The following is an 18,850-nucleotide window of genomic DNA, read 5'->3' on the forward strand; positions in this document are numbered from 1 at the left end:
TATGAGCAAAAAAAAGTCAAATTTTTTTAAGGTTTAAGATTAACAAAGGCAAAGCCTTATCTTTGCTTTATGACAAAGTTATCGGTTAATATCAATAAAATTGCTACACTCCGCAACAGCCGGGGGGGGAATAATCCTGATCTGGTTAAGGTTGCATTAGATTGCGAACGTTACGGTGCGCAGGGAATTACCGTGCATCCAAGGCCTGATGAACGCCATATCCGTTACCAGGATGTATACGATTTAAAGGCCGTTATTGCGACAGAATTTAATATTGAAGGAAATTGCAAAGAAGATAAATTTGTTGATCTGGTTTTGGCCAACAAGCCTGCCCAGGTTACTTTGGTGCCCGATGCGGAGGGTCAGATTACTTCGAATCATGGTTGGGATACCATCAAACATAAAGATTACCTGAAAGAAATGGTAGCTGTTTTTCAAAAGGAAGGCATCCGAGTTTCTATTTTTGTTGATCCGGTTGTAGAAATGGTTGAAGGGGCGGCAGAAACTGGAACAGACCGTATCGAATTATATACTGAAGCCTATGCGCATAATTATTTTGCCGATCGCGAAAAGGCAATTGTAAATTATATCGCGGCTGCCCATCATGCCAATACTTTAGGTTTGGGGATCAATGCCGGTCACGACCTGGATCTGCACAACCTGCATTATTTTGCTCAAAGTATCCCAGGTTTATTAGAAGTTTCTATCGGCCATGCTTTAATTAGCGATGCACTTTATTTAGGTTTAGAAACAACCGTTCATAAATATTTACAACAACTGGTTTAGTTTTTAACCGCAAAGACTGCAAAGAAAAGGGGCGCAAAGAAACGCGAAGTAGGGTGTATAGATTTTAGTTAATCTTGCGCTGCTTTGCGAAAACCTTGGTGTCCTTTGCGGTTAATATTAAAATTTATGTTAAAAGGAATCCTCCTTGTTTTTTTTGGTGCCTGTAGTTTTGGTATCCTGTCTACTTTTGTAAAACTCGCTTACCACGAAGGTTATACTTTAGGTGATGTAACCGGTGCCCAGGCTTTTTTCGGAGCGGTAATTTTATGGGTGTTATTTTTCTTCCAAAGCAGAACAGCAACTTACAAAGCTAAAGCTATTGTCCTTAAAACACCTTGGTGGAAAATGATAATCGCAGGAACCTGTACGGGCTTGGTGAGCATCTTTTATTATCAGTGTGTAAAGCTGGTGCCCAATTCGGTAGCGATTATTTTATTGATGCAGTTTATCTGGATGAGTATTTTAATGGAATACCTCATTTTTAAAAAGAAACCTACCGGCTTACAGTTAGCCGCTATTTTATTGGTTCTGGGTGGTACAGTTTTAGCCAGTGGAATGGTAGAAACCAGCATTGGAAGCATGGATTTAAAAGGGATTGGTTTTGGGTTGTTGGCTGCACTTTGCTATGCGGGTTTTTTATTATTAAGTGGTAGAATTGGGAATGAATATGCTCCACTAAAGAAAAGCGCCCTGATGATTACCGGCGCCTGTATATTGATCTTCATTATTTTTCCGCCGGCATTCTTGTTTAATGGTGCTTTGGGTGGAAGTTTATTAAAATGGGGCTTAATTATCTCAGTTTTCGGTACGGTAATTCCGCCCTTGTTTTATGCTGAAGGCGTGCCCAGAATTGGTACTGCCATAAGTTCGATATTAAGTGCAGCAGAGTTACCTGTTGCCGTAATGATGGCTGGTTTTGTGCTGCAAGAGCAGGTATCGTTTTTAAGGTGGATTGGTGTGGTGGTAATTTTATCCGCAATGGTTTTGCCAAATCTGAAGTACCTTAAAAAAGGTAGAGGCTAGGAAGGTTGAAGGTGTGAGGTTGAAATACACGATAAATAATCTTCCGACTTTCGGACCTCGGACATCCGACTTATTGAAAAATTAAATACCTTTAAAAAGCATAAAGCATATACACATGAAAAAACTTGCCATTTATATTTTATCATTGATCGTTATCGGCATAGCCGGGTGTAAAACCAAAACCACCATCAATCAAGATGAGGCAGCTGAAGTGATCACCAGTTATTTAAAGGCCAATCCTGAATATAAAACCACCAGGTTTAAATTTGGGGAGATGAAATTTAACAGTACAAACGATATGTTCGAATTGGGAAAATATAAATCTTTGGCCAGCAAAGGTTTGGTTATCCTAAGCTTAAAAGAAGCCAAAAAGAAATTCCTTTCAAAAGATAGTAGTTACGTTTATCAGATCACTTTAACCGATAAAGCAAGTCCGTTGGTATTGAAACAGGATGCCGACAGGGCCACTGTAAAAGTGGTAGAATATGTTTTATCAGACGAGAAACCAGTCGATTTTGCTCAGGTAAACTCAAGTACTGCAAAAGTTACGGTCTCGCTTAAAATGAATACGACCGATTTTGAGCCATTTGATAAAGACGCCGATAAAAACAGCAACTTCATTACGAAAACTTATAAATTAAAGTTGAGTAAAGATGAAGGATGGAAAGTGCAGAAGTAAGAAAAAGACTAAAGCTGAAAGACCAAAGATAAAAGTGTAATACTTATTGCGCCCTGCAATCTCTGTTTCTTGTAGTTCCCTTGTTTTTAAACGCGACAGAAGCGAAAATCCTTTTTGTTTGCAGTTGCCTTGAATGAACTGTCATGCTGAGGTACGAAGTATCTGCAAGCGATGAAACAGATGCTTTGGGCTTCAGCATGACAAGAGAGTGGCAAAAAGATTGCAGCGGATGGCGGGAGCAGACTTAAATTTTAGCACAGCCACTGCTTTCCAAAATCTTAATGGATATAAAAAGTTAACTGCCCAGGCTTTTTTGAAAAAAGGTTTTAAGCTTCTTAAATAAATCTTCTTTTTTAGGCCTTTCCTTACCGTTATGGGTTAAATTGTTGTCGTAGTGGTTTAGCAGCTCTTCAGCATAGTCTTTTTGAGGTTGGCTACCTGACTTTAACACCTCGATAAACCGGACGGCATTGTTATTTAAGGTGCTGTTAAATGAAACTGCGTAGTACTCGCTCCGTTCCGATGGATTTCTATTGTTGTTGTTTTCTTCCTCGCCGTTTTCTGCAAAATAATCGACATGAAGAATAAGCGGGTTTAATTTTTTCAATCTCTTAGTGCCTTTACGCTCATTCCTCCAGGGATGTTCTTTTTTATAAAGTTGCGCAAGCAGAAAATCTTTTTTCCAAAGGGTAATCTGGTGCGACATTAAATAATTTGACGCCTCATTATCGATCTCTGCAATATTAAATCCTTCAATAAAATTAGTGGTTTCTTTAGTTTTGTAAACGCCAGAACTATGGAGTTTAACCTGTTGCCAATCGTTTTCAATTGCCTGTTCGAACAGTGCTGTAAAGAACTTAGGATTTACAGGTTTGCTTAACCACATATCTTCTTGGAAGTAGAGTACATATTCTTCATCAATATTACCTAACAGTGTTGCCAGGCGATCGGCCCATTCGCCTTCGCCTGATTTGATGTTTATAAAACCGTTCACCTCTACTCCTTTTACTTCTGTAGCGAAATAATAATTGCATGGTATTTTAAAATCCCAGTTTTCTGAGAAAGTGTAATCAAAACCTTTATAAAGAAATTCATAACTATCGCAGGCATGAACTAAAAGTGCGACGTTATTTTTGCAAGTTGACATAAAAAGGGCGTAGGTAGGTAAATGCTTTTCAAATTTACGTAAATGTTTTTTTGTTTGCTTTGGTAGCCGATATTTTACGTTGCAGCTGCTTGTTGGTTCGGCTCAATAAGGATGCAAAAAAGATTGGAGTTAACTATGGCGACAAAATAAATTTTAGCACGGCCACCGCTTTCCAGATAATCAAAATATTGGCTTAAAATTGAATAAAAGTTTGTCCTGGCTTTTGCTAATAAAATCTATCTATTTTGTAGCTTTTAAGTATAAATAAGACGCCTTTTTTACACTGATAGATAGTGAAATACAGCTTCGTTTTTGCTACCTTTGCACGCAAATTTATTATTCATACCGCATGAGCTTAAATATCCACTACAAGGAAGATTTTCAAAATCGCCATATTGCACCAAATGAGGCAGATACAGCCGAAATGTTGCAAACTGTTGGCGTAAATTCTATTGATGAGCTGATTGAACAAACTGTCCCGACGGCAATCAGATTAAAACAGCCATTAAATTTGCCTGCAGCAAAATCAGAAACTGAATATCTTGGTGCTTTAAAACAAACTTCATTGTTGAATAAAGTTTTCAAAAGCTTTATCGGTCAAGGTTATTATGATACCATTACTCCGGGTGTAATTTTACGTAACGTATTCGAAAACCCAGGATGGTACACACAATATACGCCATACCAGGCAGAAATTGCGCAGGGCCGTTTACAAGCTTTATTAAATTTCCAAACCATGGTTATCGATTTAACCGGAATGGAAATTGCCAATGCCTCTTTATTGGATGAAGGTACTGCTGCTGCTGAAGCGATGTTTATGCAATACAGTTTGCGCAAAAACCAGGCAGCTAAAAAATTCTTCGTTTCCGAACTTGTTTTTCCTCAAACGATCGATATTTTAAAAACACGTGCTAATCCTTATGGTATTGAACTGGTTATCGGAAGTCATTTAGATTTCACTGCTACCGAAGAATTTTTCGGAGCAATTGTTCAATATCCGGCAGGAAACGGTGAAGTTTTCGATTATGCAGCCTTCGCATCGGCATTGCATAGCCAAAATATTAAATTAACGGTGGTTGCTGATATTTTAAGCTTAACCTTATTAACTCCTCCAGGCGAGTGGGGAGCTGATGTGGTAGTAGGTACAACACAGCGTTTGGGTATTCCAATGGGTTTTGGTGGGCCACATGCTGCATTTTTTGCAACAAAAGAAGAATATAAACGTAACATCCCGGGGCGTATTATTGGTGTAACCATCGATAGCCATGGCGATTACGCTTTACGTATGGCTTTGCAGACCCGCGAGCAGCACATCCGTAGAGATAAAGCAACATCAAACATCTGTACCGCACAGGCATTATTGGCCATTATGGCTGGTTTTTATGCCGCTTACCACGGTCCGAAAGGATTAAAAGCCATTGCAGAACGTACACACGGTTTAGTCATCAGTTTAGCATCTACCTTAAAAGGTTTAGGTTTTGAACAGTTAAACTCCGCTTATTTCGATACCATCCGTTTCGATTTAGGTGATTTAAAAGGCAGTATCCATTCAGGATGTATCGATCACGAAATCAACTTAAACTATGTTGGTAATGTAGCAACCATTTCGTTCGACGAAACCAGCACTTTCGAAGATGTAGCTTTAATTGCTAAAATCTTTGCAAAGGTTAAAGCTATCGCAGCAGATCAGGTTGAGGTGGTAGAAAATGTAGAAACCGTTATTCCAGCCGTTTTACAACGTACTTCAGCTTATTTAACACACCCAATTTTTAACTCGCACCACTCAGAACACGAGATGTTGCGTTATATCAAATCATTAGAAGCAAAAGATTTATCGCTTTGCCACTCTATGATTGCTTTGGGTAGCTGTACCATGAAATTAAATGCTACTGCAGAAATGATCCCGGTTACCTGGTCTCACTTCGGTCGAATCCACCCATTTGCTCCTGCCGATCAGGTATTGGGTTATTATTCGGTTTTCAACGAGCTTGATAAGTGGTTAAGCGAAATTACCGGTTTTGCGGCCATGAGTTTACAGCCAAATGCTGGTGCTCAGGGCGAATATGCTGGTTTAATGGTTATTCGTGCTTATCATCACGATAGAGGCGATTTCCACCGTAACGTAGCATTGATTCCTGCTTCGGCACACGGAACCAATCCGGCTTCTGCTGCAATGGCCGATATGAAAATTGTGGTGGTTAAATCTTTAGATAACGGTAATATCGATGTTGAAGATTTAAAAGCAAAAGCAGAATTACATAAAGACAATCTATCGTGTTTAATGGTAACTTATCCATCTACACACGGCGTATTCGAAGAAAGCATTATTGAAATCTGCGAAACTATCCATGCTAACGGCGGACAGGTTTATATGGATGGTGCAAATATGAATGCACAGGTTGGATTAACAAGTCCGGCCAATATCGGTGCCGATGTTTGTCACTTAAACTTACACAAAACTTTCTGTATCCCTCACGGTGGTGGTGGTCCAGGTATGGGTCCAATTGGTGTAGCGAAACACCTGGTTCCTTATCTTCCAGGTCATGCTGTGGTTGATATTGATAAAGGAAAATCTATTTCTGCAGTTTCATCTGCACCTTGGGGTTCGGCTTCAATCCTGATTATCTCTCACGCTTATATTGCGATGATGGGTGCTGAAGGGTTAACTAACGCTACCAAATATGCTATTTTAAACGCAAACTATATGAAAGCGCGTTTAGAGCAGCACTATCCGGTACTTTATTCAGGTGCTCAGGGCCGTTGCGCACACGAGATGATCTTAGATTGCCGTTCGTTCAAAGCTTTCGGAATCGAAGTGACTGACATTGCAAAACGCTTAATGGACTATGGTTTCCACGCACCAACGGTTTCGTTCCCGGTTGCGGGTACTTTGATGGTTGAGCCAACAGAATCAGAACCTAAACATGAGTTAGACCGTTTCTGTGATGCTTTGATCGCCATTAAAAATGAAATTACTTCGGTTGAGAACGGAACTCTCGATAAAACGGATAATCCTTTAAAAAATGCACCACATACAGTATCGGTAATTACCGCTAACGAATGGGATCATGCTTATAGCCGTCAAACTGCTGCGTTCCCGCTTCCTTATGTGTTAGAACGTAAGTTCTGGCCATCGGTTGGTCGTGTTAACGATAGTCATGGTGATAGATCATTGATCTGTGCATGCCCTCCGGTTGAGAGTTATTTGGAAGAGATCGTTCCTTAAGGTTCCCTTTTTCGTCATTGCGAGGAGAAACGACGAGGCAATCTATTTAGAAAAATTTTGAGCCCAGGTTCGTGTCCTCACGAACATATTGATCTGCAAGTTTTATGGATTCATTTCATAAAACCTGCCGATTTTTTTTGGAAATGAATGTCGGTTTTTCATGGGAGGCTGCAGTCCTGCCATTCGCTTTAATCTTTTTGTGGTTTCTGCTCTCGTTACATCGTCATTGCGAGGAGGAACGACGAAGCAATCTTTTACTGTAAGTGCCAACAAAAAGGATTTCCGCTGCTATCAGGTCTAGGAATGAAAGGTTGTAAGCAAGCCAATATTGCAATTGTTAACTCTTTTGTACCTGTAGATAACTGGCATTTAAAAAATCGATAAGTTGGGTATAAAAGAATAACATATCTGCATTTGATTTGCCATCAGTAAATTCTGACATGTGATTTACCCAAGCCTTATAAAGCTCCCATACCGTTTCTCTTATTTCATGTATAGGATGATTTTCAAAAAAGTCCAATAGAACAATTTTTGGATCTTCTAGCTCCCTTTCGGTTAACGAATTTGGCTGAAAGTTAAGATTTGCAATAACTTTTTTCATATCATTTACATTATAATCTACATCTAAGTTTGTATAAAGTTAATAAAAAATAATGTAATTAGTCAATAATATTAGTTATTAAATTATTTTAATAATGTAATGATTCTTTTTTATGTGTTATAGCCTTATTTTATAAATATTATATTTGGATTATCTACCAATTATGACTAAAATCAACTATAATAGAATAAAGGCCGCTCTGGCTGAAAAAGGGATTACCAATAAAGAATTGGCTGATGCACTAAAAATTGCACCGGAGACCGTATCAAGCTGGTGTACCAATACGGCTCAGCCTTCAATTAAAAGACTGTTTGATGTAGCAACATTTTTGGATGTTGAAGCCGGTGAACTATTGGTTAGCTGGAGAAAGAGATGATATTTAGGGGTTGGAACACTTCCCATCCTATGCCTTTTTAGGTTTAGCACAAAGCCCCACTGCCTAAGCCTTCCGCCTTCTACCTTTATATTCACATAAAAAAATAAACAGATTAAACCTTAGCAGAATCCTGCAGTCAATAGAATGATTTTAAATAAATCAGATTATTTTTGAAAAACTTAACATAGGTCAACGACAAGAGATTGGTAGTTCATCTATATTTGTATCAAATTTTAAAAAAACAGAAAATGAAATTAAAAATTAGCTCAATTTTTTTATTAGTGGCAGTAGTAGCATTGTCAGCCTTTAAAAACCCAACCAAACCAGTAACTTATACTGTAGACGCAGCAAAATCGACCATCACCTGGATTGGTAAAAAAGTAACAGGTTCTCACAATGGAACAGTAGCTTTACAATCAGGTACATTAGCCATTAATGGTAAAAGTGTAACTGGCGGTACTTTTGTTATCGATATGACTTCAATTAAAGATGCTGATGGCAGCGCGAAATTAGAAGGTCACTTAAAAGCAGACGATTTCTTCGGTACAACTAAATTCCCAACTTCAACTTTCGTAATTACTAAAGTTGCGGGTTCAGGTGCTAACGTAACCGTATCAGGTAATTTAACCATCAAAGGTATCACTAAACCATTAAGCTTCCCTGCAACTGTAACTGTTAATGCAGATGGAACAGCTTCAGCTTTAGCTGGTAAAATCATTGTAGACAGAACTAAATATGACATCAAATACGGTTCGAAATCATTCTTCGATAGCATTGGCGACAAAGCAATTGATGATAACTTCGAATTGACTGTTAAATTGGTAGCTAAGAAATAATTTTTCCGTCTCGGAAAGTGAAAGCTTCGACATTTGTCGGGGCTTTTTTTGTTTAACCGCAAAGAGCGCTAAGCTTGACGCGAAGGGGGGCTAAGTTTTAACCACAGAGTGCATTGAGCTTAACACAGAGGAACACAGAGACCCTATAGCTATAGCACTCAGTTCTGTGAACTTTGTGCCTTTTCTCTGTGACCTTTGTGGTAAAAAAGGTACTAATTTTTGTTTAACTGCAAAGAGCGCTAAGTTTTACCACCGAGTGCATTGAGTTTTACACAGAGGAACACAGAGAGATTCTATAGCTATAAGCACCCAGCTCTGTGTACTTTGTGCCTTTCTCCGTAGCTTTTGTGGTGAAAAAATGCTATTTTTTGTTTAAACGGGAAGTGGCGCTAAGTTTTTACCACAGAGTGCATTGAGTTTACACAGGGGAACACAGAGATTCTATAGCTATAAGCACCCAGGTCTGTGAACTTTGTGCCTTTTCTCTGTGACCTTTGTGGTAAAAAAGCACTAATTTATGTTTAACCGCGAAATACACGAAGTTTGACGCGAAGGGGCGCTAAGTTTTACCACTAAGTGCACTGAGCTTAACACAGAGGGGTACAGAGTTTAAGTATAGATATGCACCCAACTCTGTGAACTTTGTGCCTTTCTCCGTGGCCTTTGTGGTAAAAAAGCAACTCTGCGTGCTTTGCGCTTCTTTTTTGTTCGCTTTGCGGTAAAAAAACGAGTTGGCTTATCTAATCCTGAATCCGCCTTCAAAAACATCAACAAAACCAGTTGCGGCGCTTTTGCCATGGTAGAACAAACACTCCCAGTTTTCTTCGGCTGCTCTTTTACCAAATTCTTTGCGTAGTTCCATTGCCTTACGTCCGTCGAAATCGTATTTGGCAATGAAATTTTTAACCAGTTCTTCAGGTTCAGGTAAAACATCGCCACCAAAAAATACCTTTTGATTACCTTCAGTTAAAAGAAAAACCTGATGGTTCGGACAATGTGCCCCTGTAAATTCATAAGCAATGGTTGCATCCAAAGCACCATCGCCTTCAACAAATTTTAATTGCGCGTTACGCTGCACGAAATTGAAAATATCGGTATGGTAAGACGAAGACGTGCTGCTAAATGCCGTTTCCCATTCGCCACGGTTAATCACATATTCTGCATCAGGGAAACTCAATTCAACCTTGTCATTGCCTTGTTTATGAATCATACCGCCAGAGTGATCATAGTGTAAGTGCGACATTAAAACTTTGGTTACGTCAGTTGGGTCGAAACCTGCATTGCGGATATTTTTATGTAAAATCAGCTCGCCGTGGTCATCACTAAAACCTAAACCCGTATCAAAAAGTACGAGGTCGTTTTTCAGCTCAACCAAAAAAGGCTGAACATTGATGAATAATGAAGCGGGTCTGTCTTTATAACTGTGAATAGCTGGGTCGAAAGGCACAAATTTCTTTGTTGCATCAACTGAGTAGGTTCCTTCGAAGAGGGTGTGTACTTGCAAAATATGAATCTTTTAATGTTTATACAAAGGTAACAATCAAAACCTGAGTATTTGTTTTGGTAAAAGCTTGGATACTTCCTTTTTTGTAAAAAAGCATATTTAAATTTCTCTCTTGAACCTCTGAATTATAATTTCCCATTCGCTATCCTTATTTGCAGAAAGGTATTTCGAAGTAAAACCTAACTTTTTGTATTTAAATGCTTTGTACAATACCCCATTAAAGTTTACGACCAGCGTATTCAATTAAAATGTATATTTACTGTTCGGAGACAGAATAAATGGAAAAAAGATGGGTACTGGCATCAGATTGTAATGATGATACAGTAGCAAAAATAGCAGAACAACTTAACATAGACCGATCACTTGCACAGATACTCGTGCAGCGGAATATCTGTGATTTTGATCAGGCGAAAGATTTCTTTAGACCAGATCTTGATCACCTACATGATCCTTTTTTAATGAAGGATATGGATGTTGCTATCGCCCGTATCGAAACCGCATTAGCCTCCCACGAAAAAATATTGATCTATGGCGATTACGACGTGGATGGTACCACTTCGGTTGCACTGGCTTTCAGTTTCTTTTCGCAGCTCACTAAAAATATAGAATATTATATTCCAGATCGCTATTTGGAAGGTTATGGTATTTCTACCGCTGGAATTGACTACGCTAGCGAAAATGGATTCTCATTAATTATAGCATTAGATTGTGGAATAAAATCGATCGATAAAATTGACTATGCCAATACCTTAGGTGTCGATTTCATTATCTGCGACCACCATTTACCTGGAGATGAACTGCCTAAGGCTATTGCCGTTTTAGATCCTAAACGTGCTGACTGTCCATATCCTTTTAAAGAACTGGCCGGCTGCGGAATCGGTTTTAAGCTGGCGCAGGCCTATGTGCAAAAACACCAGCTTCCGAAAGAAAGCTATCTGCAATATTTAGATCTGGTGATGGTCAGCATCGCAGCAGATATCGTTCCCGTAGTAGGGGAGAACAGGATTTTGGCTTATTATGGGCTGAAAAAGCTCAACTCCAATCCTTGCGAAGGTTTGCGCGCCTTAATGGAAGTTTCGGGCAAAACCGAAAATTATACCATTACTGATGTGGTTTTTACATTAGGTCCGCGGATTAATGCCGCCGGCAGGATAGACCATGCTAAACATGCCGTTGCTATGCTGCTCTGCCAGGTAGATAGTAACTCATTGGAGCAAAGCGAAATCATTAACCTTAAAAATACCGAACGTAAAACCTACGATCAGGACATTACCCGTGAAGCCTTGGCTTTAATTGGCGAAAGTGATATCCTGATTAACAAAAAAACGACTGTCGTATTTAATGAAAACTGGCATAAAGGGGTAATCGGAATTGTAGCTTCGCGTTTAACTGAAAAGTATTATCGCCCAACGATTGTATTAACAAAATCAAACGGACACGTAGCAGGTTCTTGCCGATCGGTAGTTGGTTTTGATTTATACGAAGCCTTAAGCGGTTGTGCTCATTTATTGGACCAATATGGCGGGCATAAATTTGCTGCAGGTTTAACCATGCAACAACACAATGTAGATGCCTTTGCTGATAAATTTGAAGAAATTGTAGCCGCAAGCATTACAGAAGAGCTGCTTACGCCAATGATCAGGATTGACGCCGAAATCGAATTGGCGCAGATAGATGGTAAGTTTTACAGGGTTTTGTCACAGATGGGGCCATTCGGACCAGAAAATATGGCACCTATATTTGTTACCCATAACGTATATCTCGCACAGCATGCCATGGCAGTTGGCCAAAATCATTTAAAAATTAATATAAAACAACAAAATTCGCCTATTTTTGAAGGCATTGCATTCGGGCTGGCCGAATTTCAAAACCTTTTACAACCAAAAGTACCTTTTTCGGTTTGTTATACGTTAGAAGAAAACGTGTGGAAAGATAAGAAGCGTTTGCAGTTAAATATTAAAGGAATAAAAGTTAAATAAATATTTCTAAGGTGTCATCCTGAGCCTGTCGAAGGACATTTCGACAAGCTCAATGTGACAGCCGAAGAATATCGATAGATATATGATATTAAAAGCCGAAAATCTGGTTAAAAAATATAAGCAGCGTACCGTTGTAAACAACGTTTCCTTTAACGTAAGTCAAGGGGAAATTGTTGGGCTTTTAGGCCCGAATGGTGCGGGGAAAACAACTTCCTTTTACATGATCGTAGGTTTGATCAAACCAAATGAAGGCCGCATTTTCTTGGAAGAGGAAGACATTACCGAAGATCCGATGTACCGCAGGGCGCAAAAAGGAATTGGTTATTTAGCCCAGGAAGCATCTGTTTTTAGAAAACTTACTGTAGAAGATAATATCCTGGCCATCTTGGAAATGAGTAAATTGACGAAGGAAGAACAGCGTGATAAACTCGAAGAACTGATCAACGAGTTTAGTTTACACAAAGTGCGTAAAAACCGAGGCGATTTATTATCTGGTGGTGAACGTCGCCGTACCGAAATTGCCCGTGCTCTGGCCGCAAATCCTAATTTTATTTTATTGGACGAACCATTTGCAGGGGTTGACCCAATAGCGGTAGAGGAAATCCAGAGTATTGTAGCCAAACTGAAACATAAAAATATAGGTATTTTAATTACTGACCACAACGTGCAGGAAACACTGTCGATTACCGATAGGGCATACCTGCTTTTTGAAGGGAAAATTTTAGAACAGGGCGTTCCCGAAGTTTTGGCCGAAAACGAAATGGTTAGAAAAGTATATTTAGGCTCAAACTTCGTATTAAAACGGAAAAAATTTGATGTCTAAGCGTTCAATCACCAATAAAAGTATTTTGACCAACAAACAAATTTTCATTTGGGATGTTGCCTAATCGCGATGTTAAAACTAAAGTTATAAAATTATTTACTGTGTATAAAAATCTGTGCGTATCCCCGCGTGATCAATGGGCAAGTATGAAAATCTCTGGTAAAATGAGGCTCATTCACTTTAACATTTAAAGATGGCATTTGTAAATTCAATTTTTACCTGGTTAATGAAAAAGCGGATCCACCAGATCGAGCTTTTTATGAAATATCCCTACGATGTTCAGGAAGAGTGGTTCCATAACTTAATAGATAGTGCCGAAAATACCGAATGGGGCAAGAAATACGATTATAAGTCAATTTTAACGGCACAACAATATCAGGAACGCGTTCCCATTCAAAATTACGATACCTTAAAGCCATATATTGAGCGCATGCTTAATGGCGAACAGAATATTCTTTGGCCATCTGATATCAAATGGTTTGCAAAATCATCGGGTACCACAAGTGATAGGAGTAAGTTTATTCCTGTTTCTCCGGAATCTTTGGAAGAATGCCACTTTAAAGGTGGTAAGGATATGCTTTCTATCTATTGCAATAACCGCCCCGATAACCAGATGTTTACCGGAAAAGGTTTGGTTTTAGGTGGCAGCCATCAGGTTAACCAGTTAAACGAGGATTGTTTTTATGGCGATTTATCGGCTGTACTGATTAAAAACCTTCCTATCTGGGCAGAGTATTACCGTACTCCTGACATGTCTATCGCTTTGATGGACAATTACGAAATCAAGATGGATAGAATGGCTGAAGCCACCATCAATGAAAATGTGACCAGCATTTCCGGTGTACCCACCTGGACTATCGTACTGGCCAAAAAGGTGCTCGAACTTACCGGGAAGCAGAATTTACTGGAGGTTTGGCCAAATTTAGAATTATATATCCACGGAGCAGTAAATTTCGCGCCTTATCGTGAACAGTTTAAACAGCTGATTCCGTCCGCCGACATGTATTATCTGGAAACTTACAATGCGTCCGAAGGATTTTTCGGTATTCAGGATCAGGATAACTCAGAAGAAATGTTGCTGATGCTGGATTACGGTATTTTCTACGAATTTGTTCCGATGGAAAACATTGGAGAAGAGAATCCTAAGGCTTTGTTACTGGGCGAAGTAGAACTGCATAAAAACTACGCCATTGTGATTTCTACCAATGGTGGCTTATGGCGTTACATGATCGGCGATACCATTCAATTTACTTCTCTTTCTCCCTACCGCATTAAAATTACAGGACGTACCAAACACTTTATCAATGCTTTTGGCGAAGAAGTGATTATTGATAATGCAGAACAGGCTCTAACCAAGGCCTGTCAGGAAACTGGTGCCGAAATAAAAGATTATACCGCCGGGCCAATTTATTTTAAAGATGAAAAAGCGGGTGGGCATGAGTGGATCATCGAATTTGATAAACAGCCCAGCGATTTTGAAAAGTTCGTTGATATTATGGACAATACACTCCGCGAAGTAAACTCCGATTATGATGCCAAACGCTTTAAGGATATGGCACTGGCCCGTCCTAAAGTACATAATGCGCCCACAAATACTTTCTATAATTGGTTAAAAGCAAAAGATAAACTAGGCGGACAGCATAAAGTACCACGTTTAGCTAATGAGCGAAAATATGTTGATGATATTCTGGATATGATGAAATCTTCTTAAAATAATATTGATTATATTTGTTTAGTTCACAATGAAAAATATGGAAGCGACAGGGAAATTGACAAATGTTCAGCTAGAGCTATTAAAATTATTTCAATATAATTTACCCGATAATCAATTAAATGATATTAAAGAGATGTTGACCAAATATTTTGCAAAATCAGCATCGGACGAAATGGATAAACTCTGGGATGAGAAAAATTGGGACGAAAATACAATTGAATCTTGGAAGAATGAACATCTAAGAAAAAAATAACATTAATGAAAGTTGTACTAAATATTAATGTACTTCTTGTCTCAATTCCTAAAAAATCAAAATATAGGCCTATTTTTGATACTTTAATTAGTGGATATTTTCACTCAGTAATTAGTAACGACATTCTTTCAGAATACGTCGAAATTTTAGAACAAAAAACAAATTTTCTCGTAGCAAGTAATGTTGCAGAATTGTTGCTAAATCTTAAGAATGTAGAAAAAGTTGACATATATTTTGAGTGGAAACTGATTTTATCTGATTTAGACGATAATAAGTATGTTGATGCTTATGTGTGTAGCAATGCTGATTATATTATAACAAATGATCATCACTTTAAAATCTTAAAGCAAATAGAATTTCCTAAAGTTAATGTGCTAACAATTGATGAATTTTTATCTGTAATCGAAGAATAACGCTATTCAATCATGAAAAATATTCTATTTCTTCTTTTTATTCTCGGGTCATCAATATACCAATCAAAAGCACAGGTAAAGGAAAGCTACAAAGCACAGGTTGCCTATAAAATTGTAGAAACTTCCCCACGCTGCAAACAGCTAACTAAAGGCTTGTACGAAAGGATTGTTAAAAATGGTGGCACTTCTTACGGCATTATGCTCGAAGGTAGCCCTAATCCTAAAAGCGATCCTTCTCAGTGGTATTCAAAAAATTATAATTTTAACCTGCACGAAAGTTATGCCGATAGGATGCCTATTCTTGCGAGGTTTGTATTTGACCCAAAAAAGCAACAGCTTTACGAAGAAGATGTAGTAAACAATAAACTGATTGCAATCGCTTTCGATAAAAAGTTATTGGCGCTCTTTAATCAAAAATAGATGAAAAGCATCAGCTATAAACAGGTAGCCTGGCTATTGTTTTTTGCCTATTTTTTTATGCTGATGGTGCAGATTACTTTGCGTTACATTCCGCTGAACAGTGAAGTATCTTTTCTGCAAATTAAACAAACCGAAGTATCAAACATCAAAGCTTATCTCCCTGTATTTTATGTGCACGTTTACAGTGCTATATTTGTATTATTAGCTGGTTTTACGCAGTTTAATTCTAAAATTTTATCCAGGTATCCGAAGATACACAAATGGTTAGGCTATTTATACGCGGGTTTTGTCTTGTTCCTTGCCGCACCCTCTGGTATTTTTATGGGCTATTTTGCAAATGGGGGCTTGATGGCTAAAACCTCATTTGTTATTTTGGGGGTTTTATGGTTCTGGTTTACGTTGAAGGCCATTTTGCTTATCCTGAAAAGAAAAATAACAGTCCATAAAAAGTTTATGTACCGCAGTTTTGCCCTGGCAGCTTCAGCCATCACTTTAAGGTTGTGGAAAGTTATTTTAGTATATTTATTCCACCCGGCGCCGATGGATGTTTATCAGATTATTGCCTGGCTCGGCTGGATCCCCAATTTATTGATCGCCGAATGGCTGATTAAAAAGAAAATTCTTTAACCTATTAAAAAACATAAATGAAAAAAATCTTATTATTCGCGCTGATCCCTTTTTTGATGTTATCCTGTAGAGATACTAAGAAAACCAATACCACAAAAAATACTACGGTGGCCCAACAGGAAATACATAAAGAACTTTATGGTTTTTGGGTTGGTGATTTTTACACTAAAGAAGAGTTGGAATATGATGGTGATATGCAGGGTTCTTTTGATAAACTGAATATCAACATTAAAAAAATTACGAAGGATACCGTAATTGCACAGAGCGTGGTGGCGGGGAATAGCCGGCCATTATTGGGTAAACTATCAGAAGATAGAGATAAAATCACTTTTATTTTAGATGAACCTGGTAGCCATAAATATGATGGAAAGTTTGAAGTTACCTTGGTTGGCGATACCTTAATCGGCAAATGGAATGCCTATAATAAGGAGCTTAAATGGCCTGAAAAAGAATTTAAATTATTAAAAAAGAAATTCGAATACAATGCAAGTTTGATGTTGCCCACAGAAGCGAGCTACGTAGATTGGAGCGAGCATAAAATGATAAAAAGAGTGGATACAGCAGAAGATGGAACAGTAGATACGCTCGAGGCTAATCCTTTTTACAGAAGTGCATCCGATCAGATTTTTAAATTAAATGCCTCTACTAATCTGCTTAAAGAAGACGATGTAAAGAATTTAAGGAAATTAGACTTACAGATTATTAAAAATACAATTTTCGCCAGACATGGTTACGTCTTTAGAAAACCAACCTTTAGAAATTTTTTCGATCCTGTAGAATGGTATGTCCCTGTTAAAAACAACGTTGATGATGATTTAACTCCGATAGAAAATAAAAACATCACGTTATTAGATCGCTTTACCAAATACGCGGAAGACAATTATGATGCTTTTGGCCGTTAATTTGTAAAGTATTAATTATGAAACTGAATAGGGATAAAATACTCGGATTTTTTAAGAAATCGCAAAGCAAAGCCTCGGTAATCTTAAGTGATAAAACCAAAGCCAACAATACTATTAAAGATGCACTTGGCAAGGCGGTAACCAATAAAGGTGATTTGGAAGGGGTTTGGACCAAGCTGGTATTGTTGTTTGCGGTGTCTAAAGATTATGTAAATGGCGATTATACCGAAATCCCTAAAAGATCAATCATTGCCATTTTAGGAGGACTGATTTATTTCTTATCTCCTATTGATATGATTCCGGATTTTGTACCTGTTTTAGGTTTCCTTGATGACATCTATATCTTAAATCTAGTGTACAGGCAGGTGCTCAAAGACCTGGAAAAATATAAAGTCTGGAAAGATGCCCAGGGAAAAATAATAGATTTAGATGGCTCAACCACATAAAAGTTTTTTAGACTGGTTGGGCGAGCATCTTTTCAGTTGTCCGTTTAAAACCCATTTCGGGATCGATTGTCCGGGTTGTGGCTTGCAACGCTCAGTTTTAGCATTATTTCGTGGCGATTTAATCGCATCATTCAAGTTTTACCCTGCAACAATTCCCCTCATTTTTTTAGTGATATTTACCATTGTGCATCTTAAGGTTGATTTTAAGTTTGGTGCACAGCTGATAAAAATCGTTTTTGCAGGGGTTGCAGTAATTATTTTAATCAATTACATTATACAAAATATTATACGTATTTAATTGTCATTTAGTTATCTGTTTATAGTGATACAGAGATACAGAACTTGATCAAAGTTATTAAAATAAGAGTCAAATTCTGCTACTATAAAGTTAACTTCAATTTTTAGGAAAAGTATCGATACAGGAAGTAAATAAGTCCCGATTATTTGTTGTTTAATTATATTAAATAACAAATACGTAAGACCAGATTGAAACAAAAATTCCATTTTATATAATGACCTCAATAGTTATGACCTCATTATATAAAATGGAATTGGAGAACATTAAAGAACAGACAATGATTAGTAGACGCTAATACTGTTATGAAAATAAAGAGGATGAATGTGTCACAATAATATTAAGTGATTGTTCCAATTATCAACTGTTTAAAACTAGATTTTGAAGTTTAAAAGCTAGTATTTATCTTAGCTTTATTAAGAAACCAAGAATCTATTAAGCGCTTCTCAGTCAAATAGCTTTAAAGCTTCCCTTCGTTTCATTATATAATATATGAGCTTGTTTTCTAATAATCAGATTTTTAAAGTTAGTTAAGTAAAAGAAACACGCCAGGTTGTTTATCCGGGTTAGGATGCCACTTATTATTAAATTTTCGAATATCGAATAACAGTTATTTTTAACTATTGTATTAATTTTGAATGGACCTCTAAAGTGCTTTTAGTACGCGCCTCCTTGCTGGTAAATTGGAATTTAGAAGTTGGTTCTTATTCATCAAGAAACCATATTTTCTTATGTTGATAGGGGACGATGCTTAGGGCAGTATAGGTATTGGAACCGGATCTCCCAAATAAAAACTAGGA

Annotated in this window: 19 protein-coding genes; 16 read left to right on the top strand and 3 right to left on the bottom strand. The window is 37.8% G+C overall.

The window, feature by feature from the left end; genetic code table 11:
- Positions 1-69 precede the first annotated feature (69 nt).
- From ACUN24_RS08360 to ACUN24_RS08370, 3 genes are all read left to right on the top strand, one after another.
- Positions 70-786: a pyridoxine 5'-phosphate synthase gene (locus tag ACUN24_RS08360; RefSeq protein WP_445562073.1), complete on the top strand. Its 717-nt coding sequence runs from the start codon at positions 70-72 to the stop codon at positions 784-786.
- A gap of 126 nt (positions 787-912) precedes the next feature.
- The gene (locus ACUN24_RS08365; protein ID WP_445562074.1) at positions 913-1,809 is read left to right on the top strand and encodes an EamA family transporter; all 897 of its coding nucleotides are present in this window, start codon (positions 913-915) and stop codon (positions 1,807-1,809) included.
- Positions 1,810-1,924: 115 nt separating this feature from the next.
- A complete protein-coding gene (locus tag ACUN24_RS08370; protein WP_445562075.1) occupies positions 1,925-2,488 on the top strand; it encodes a hypothetical protein in 564 nt (187 codons plus the stop codon).
- Positions 2,489-2,783: 295 nt separating this feature from the next.
- Here ACUN24_RS08370 and ACUN24_RS08375 read toward each other — a convergent pair whose 3' ends face one another.
- Positions 2,784-3,635 carry a hypothetical protein gene (locus tag ACUN24_RS08375; protein WP_445562076.1) on the bottom strand — a complete coding sequence of 284 codons (852 nt, stop codon included), beginning with the start codon at positions 3,633-3,635 and terminating at the stop codon, positions 2,784-2,786.
- 349 nt (positions 3,636-3,984) lie between these two features.
- On the opposite strand from ACUN24_RS08375, the gene gcvP reads away from it, so the two are divergent.
- On the top strand, positions 3,985-6,861 hold the full coding sequence (gcvP, locus tag ACUN24_RS08380; RefSeq protein ID WP_445562077.1) for an aminomethyl-transferring glycine dehydrogenase: 2,877 nt from the start codon (positions 3,985-3,987) through the stop codon (positions 6,859-6,861).
- 337 nt (positions 6,862-7,198) lie between these two features.
- Here gcvP and ACUN24_RS08385 read toward each other — a convergent pair whose 3' ends face one another.
- Positions 7,199-7,462: a hypothetical protein gene (locus ACUN24_RS08385; protein WP_445562078.1), complete on the bottom strand. Its 264-nt coding sequence runs from the start codon at positions 7,460-7,462 to the stop codon at positions 7,199-7,201.
- 163 nt (positions 7,463-7,625) lie between these two features.
- Here ACUN24_RS08385 and ACUN24_RS08390 point away from each other — a divergent pair, with 163 nt between their 5' ends.
- On the top strand, positions 7,626-7,838 hold the full coding sequence (locus tag ACUN24_RS08390; RefSeq protein ID WP_121287773.1) for a helix-turn-helix transcriptional regulator: 213 nt from the start codon (positions 7,626-7,628) through the stop codon (positions 7,836-7,838).
- A 248-nt stretch (positions 7,839-8,086) separates the two neighbouring features.
- The gene (locus ACUN24_RS08395; protein WP_445562079.1) at positions 8,087-8,674 is read left to right on the top strand and encodes a YceI family protein; all 588 of its coding nucleotides are present in this window, start codon (positions 8,087-8,089) and stop codon (positions 8,672-8,674) included.
- 736 nt (positions 8,675-9,410) lie between these two features.
- Here the strand turns inward: ACUN24_RS08395 and ACUN24_RS08400 are convergent.
- Complete coding sequence (locus tag ACUN24_RS08400) at positions 9,411-10,178, bottom strand: MBL fold metallo-hydrolase (protein WP_445562080.1); 768 nt, start codon at positions 10,176-10,178, stop codon at positions 9,411-9,413.
- A gap of 278 nt (positions 10,179-10,456) precedes the next feature.
- Between ACUN24_RS08400 and recJ the strand changes: the two genes are divergently transcribed.
- From recJ to ACUN24_RS08450, 10 genes are all read left to right on the top strand, one after another.
- A complete protein-coding gene (gene recJ / locus ACUN24_RS08405; RefSeq protein WP_445562081.1) occupies positions 10,457-12,157 on the top strand; it encodes a single-stranded-DNA-specific exonuclease RecJ in 1,701 nt (566 codons plus the stop codon).
- 82 nt (positions 12,158-12,239) lie between these two features.
- Positions 12,240-12,980 (top strand): LPS export ABC transporter ATP-binding protein, encoded by a 741-nt coding sequence (gene lptB / locus ACUN24_RS08410; protein WP_090502159.1) that lies wholly within the window; start codon positions 12,240-12,242, stop codon positions 12,978-12,980.
- 193 nt (positions 12,981-13,173) lie between these two features.
- Positions 13,174-14,691, top strand: coding sequence for a GH3 auxin-responsive promoter family protein (locus ACUN24_RS08415; RefSeq protein WP_445562082.1), 1,518 nt, complete (start codon positions 13,174-13,176; stop codon positions 14,689-14,691).
- A gap of 40 nt (positions 14,692-14,731) precedes the next feature.
- Positions 14,732-14,947 carry a hypothetical protein gene (locus ACUN24_RS08420; protein WP_029275601.1) on the top strand — a complete coding sequence of 72 codons (216 nt, stop codon included), beginning with the start codon at positions 14,732-14,734 and terminating at the stop codon, positions 14,945-14,947.
- Positions 14,948-14,952: 5 nt separating this feature from the next.
- Positions 14,953-15,360, top strand: a complete 408-nt coding sequence (locus ACUN24_RS08425; protein WP_445562083.1) for a putative toxin-antitoxin system toxin component, PIN family — start codon at positions 14,953-14,955, stop codon at positions 15,358-15,360.
- 12 nt (positions 15,361-15,372) lie between these two features.
- Positions 15,373-15,780 carry a hypothetical protein gene (locus ACUN24_RS08430; protein WP_445562084.1) on the top strand — a complete coding sequence of 136 codons (408 nt, stop codon included), beginning with the start codon at positions 15,373-15,375 and terminating at the stop codon, positions 15,778-15,780.
- Positions 15,781-16,407 carry a DUF2306 domain-containing protein gene (locus tag ACUN24_RS08435; RefSeq protein WP_445562085.1) on the top strand — a complete coding sequence of 209 codons (627 nt, stop codon included), beginning with the start codon at positions 15,781-15,783 and terminating at the stop codon, positions 16,405-16,407. It begins immediately after the preceding gene.
- 17 nt (positions 16,408-16,424) lie between these two features.
- Positions 16,425-17,309: a YARHG domain-containing protein gene (locus ACUN24_RS08440; RefSeq protein WP_445562086.1), complete on the top strand. Its 885-nt coding sequence runs from the start codon at positions 16,425-16,427 to the stop codon at positions 17,307-17,309.
- A 17-nt stretch (positions 17,310-17,326) separates the two neighbouring features.
- Entirely contained in the window at positions 17,327-17,755 is a 429-nt protein-coding gene (locus ACUN24_RS08445) for a YkvA family protein (RefSeq protein WP_445562087.1), read from the top strand.
- Positions 17,739-18,053: a DUF2752 domain-containing protein gene (locus ACUN24_RS08450; RefSeq protein WP_445562088.1), complete on the top strand. Its 315-nt coding sequence runs from the start codon at positions 17,739-17,741 to the stop codon at positions 18,051-18,053. The genes ACUN24_RS08445 and ACUN24_RS08450 overlap by 17 nt, the downstream gene beginning before the upstream one ends.
- The last annotated feature ends 797 nt before the right edge of the window (positions 18,054-18,850 follow it).

It is taken from the genome of Pedobacter sp. WC2501 (assembly GCF_052682415.1).